Raw genomic sequence first — 3,901 nt, forward strand, 5'->3', positions numbered from 1 at the left:
GTCGCGGCCTTCGGTGACCAGGTTCCAGAGGTCTTCGGGTGAGCGGACTCCGCCGGGGAATCGACAGCCCATGCCGACGATCGCGATGGGCTCGTCCTGGTCGGTGGTGGTGCTCGGTGTGCTCGTGGTGGGTTGTTGGGTGGCGGGGCTGAGTTTCTGGTGGAGGTGGGTGGTGAGTTCGTGGGGGGTGGGGTGGTCGAAGGCGAGGGTGGCGGGGAGTCGGAGGCCGGTGGTGTGGGTGAGGTGGTTGCGGAGCTGGACGGTGGTGAGGGAGTCGAAGCCGAGCTGTTTGAAGGTCTGCTGCGGGTCGATCTGTTCGGGATCGGGGTGGGCCAGGACCGTGCCGATCGTGGCCCGCACCAGCGACAGAAGATGCCCCAGTCCGTCCTGCTCGCCGAGCCCCGCGAGACGTTCGCGCAGGGAGGACGCGGTGTCCGTCTCCGTGGGCTTGATCGCACCGGCCGTCGGGGCGGGCCGGGCGGCCGGCGTACGGACGAGACCGCGCAACAGCGCGGGGAGCGTCTTGCTCTGGGCCTGGGCGAGGAGGGCCGGGGTGTTGAGCGCCGTCAGCACGAGCGCCGGCTCGGCGGCGGACAGCGACGCGTCGAACAGATCGAGCGCGTCCGCCGTGGCGAGGGGCGGAAACCCGGTGCGGGTGATCCTGGCGACGTCCGCGTCGGTGAGATGGCCGGTCATACCGCTGTGCTCGGCCCACAGCCCCCAGGCGAGGCTGGTGGCGGGGAGCCCGAGGGTGTGCCGGTGGTGGGCGAGGGCGTCGAGATAGGCGTTGGCGGCCGCGTAGTTGGCCTGCCCGGCGGCGCCCAGGGTCCCGGAGAGGGAGGAGAAGAGGACGAAGGCGTCCAGGTCGAGATCGCGGGTGGCCCGGTGCAGATTCCAGGCCGCGTCGACCTTCGGGCGCAGCACCTTCGCCAGCTGCTCTTCGGTGAGCGCGGTGACGGTGGCGTCGTCGATGACCCCGGCGGTGTGGACGACGGCCCTCAGCGGATGCTCGGCGGGTACGCCCTTCAGCAGCGTGTCGACGGCGGCGGGGTCGGCCGTGTCGCAGGCCGCCACGATCACCGTCGCGCCCAGCGCCTCCAACTCCTCGCGGAGCGCGCCGGATCCGGCGGCCCGCGCGCCCGAGCGGCTGACCAGCAGCAGATTCCGTACGCCGTGCTCGGTCACCAGATGCCGTGCGGTGCGGGAGCCGAGGACGCCGGTGCCGCCGGTGACCAGCACGGTTCCGGTGGCGCTGAGCGGTCTGGGCAGGGTGAGCACGACCTTGCCGATGTGCCGGGCCTGGCTGAGGTGGCGCAACGCCTCACGTGCCTGGCCGATGCCGAAGGTGCTCACCGGGGGAGGCGGCAGTTCATCGCCGTGGAACAGCGGGGCCAGCTCCTCGAAGAGCCGGCGGATCCGCTCCGGTTCGGTCCGGGTGAGGTCGTACACCCGGTAGTCGACGCCCGGGTGGGCCGCCCGGACGCTCCGCTCGTCGCGCAGGTCCGTCTTGCCCATTTCGATGAAGCGTCCGCCGTCGGCGAGCAGCCGGAGTGACGCGTCGATGGCCTCGTCGGCGAGGGAGTTGAGGACGACGTCGACGCCGCGGCCCGCCGTGCGCTCGCGGAACAGGCCCTCGAAGTCCAGAGTGCGGGACGACGCGACGCGGTCGCTCTCGACGCCCTCGTCGAGCAGGGCGTGCCACTTGTGCGGGCTCGCCGTCGCGTAGACCTCGACACCCCAGTGCCGGGCCAGTCGCAGCGCCGCCATGCCCACACCGCCGGTCGCGGTGTGGATCAGCAGGGACTCGCCGCGGCGCACCTGGCCCTTGAGCGCCTCGTACGCCGTCAGATACGCGACCGGGACGGCCGCCGCCCGGACGAAGGACCAGTGGTCGGGCATGCGTGTGAGCAGGCGGTGGTCGGTGACGGCCGACGGGCCGATGCCGTGCGAGAACATGCCCATGACCCGGTCGCCGGGGGCGAGCCCGCCGGAGTTCGGGCCGACCTCGGTCACCACTCCCGCGCCTTCGCCGATGACGCCTTCCTGGCCCGGGACCATGTCCAGGGTGACGAGGACGTCGCGGAAGTTCAGCCCGGCCGCCCGCACCTCCACCCGGACCTCGCCCTCGGCCGGCGCCGTCGCGGCCCGCGGATCCTCGACCATGGCCACACCGTCGAACGTGCCTTTACGGGTGAGGTCGAGCCGCCATGCCGCACCGCCCGCGGGCGGTGTCAGCGAGGGCGACGCGAGGCGGGCGAGGCGCGGGGTGTGGATCTCCCCCTCGCGGATCGCGATATGGGCCTCCTCGCCGGCCAGCGCGAGGGCGTGGGGAAGCTGGGCACGGCTCGCGGGCCCGGCGTCCAGATCGATGAGGCCGATACGGTCCGGGTGCTCGGTCTGCGCGGTGCGCAGCAGACCCCAGAGCGCGGCTTGAGCGGGGTCCGGATCCTCGTACGACCGTACGGGCACGGCGTGCCGCGTCAGCAGGACCAGCCGGGTGTCGGCGTAACGGTCGTCGGCGAGCCACTCCCTGAGCAGCTCCAGCGCGCGCGCCAGTCCGGCATGGACGTCGGCGGCCTCGGAGGCGCGGGTTCCGTCGCCGGTGAGAGGGGCGATGACCAGCCGGGGGGTGGGGGCGCCGCCGTCGACGGCGGCGCCGAGGGCGGCCGGGTCCGCGTACCGGCGCGGGCCGGGTATCAGCTCGGCGGCCGGGTGGTCGCCGAGCGCGAGATAGGCGCAGGCGCCGAGATCGGGCGCGGAGGACGGAGCGGGCCGGGAGATCCAGCGGGTGTGGTGGAGCGGGAGCCGTGCGGCGGGCGTCGACTGGGGCCGCAGGGTGAGCTTGCGGACGGTGAGGTGGGGCGTGCCGTCGGGGAGGGTCGTAGTGAGCGTGAGGCTGTCCGGTCCCGTCGTGGTGAGGTGAACGCGCAGGGCGGTGGGCTCGGCCGCGCCGGCGTGGTGGGTGACGCCTTGGAAGACATAGGGGAGGACGGTCTGCCCGCGCTCCTCGGTCGACGGCCGTCCCGGCTGGAGGGCGAACGCGTGGAGTGCGGCGTCGAGGAGTGCGGGGTGGGTGGTGTGGCCGTTGGTGGGGGTGTTGGTGGGGAGGGTGATGTCGGCGTAGATGTGGTTGTCGTGTTGCCAGGCGTGGGTGAGGCCTTGGAACAGGGGTCCGTAGTGGTAGCCGTGGTGGGTGAGGTCTTTGTAGGTGGTGGTGAGGTCGAGTGGGGTGGTGTGGGCAGGGGGCCAGGTGGTGGGTGTGGGTGTGGTGTGTGGGGGTGGTTCGGGGGTGTGGGGGGTGAGGGTGGCGGTGGCGTGGTGGGTCCATTCGTCCTGGTCGGATTCGTGGTGCTGTGGGTGGTGCTGTTCCTGGTCGGGGGTGTGCGGGCGGGAGTGGAAGGTCAGCTCGCGGACGCCGCTGTCGTCCGGCTCGGCGGCCAGGAGGCGGAGGTCGAGCGTGACGCCCTCGGGCAGCGCGAGCGGCGCGTGGAGCGTCAGCTCGTCGAGGTGGGGGCAGTCGAGACGGGCCCCGGTGTGGAGCGCCAGATCGACCAGCGCGGTGGCCGGCAGGAGGGCCGTGCCGTTGACCGCGTGATCGGCCAGCCAGGGGTGTGTGGTGAGGGAGAGCTGACCGGTGAGCACCGTCGCGTGCCGGTCGGGCAGATCGAGGATCGCGCCGAGCAGCGGATGGCCGGCCGCGCTCTGGCCGAGCGCCGATACGGAGGAGGCGGTGGCGGCGGGCGGTGTGAGCCAGTAGGAGCTGCGCTGGAAGGCATAGGTCGGCAGTTTGATCCTGGGCTTCTTGGTCTTTTTGTTGTTGTTGGTGGTGGTCCAGGTGGGGTGGGGGTGGTGGGTGTTGATGTGGGCGAGTTGGGTGTGGAAGGTGTGTTGGTCGGGTTGG

General features: G+C 72.4%; 1 protein-coding gene. It reads right to left on the bottom strand.

The window, feature by feature from the left end:
- A partial coding sequence (locus ACF089_RS35830; RefSeq protein ID WP_392036399.1) for an SDR family NAD(P)-dependent oxidoreductase occupies positions 1-3,901 on the bottom strand: 3,901 nt, incomplete at both ends.

Source organism: Streptomyces sp. NPDC014894, assembly GCF_043080985.1.
Lineage (GTDB): Bacteria > Actinomycetota > Actinomycetes > Streptomycetales > Streptomycetaceae > Streptomyces.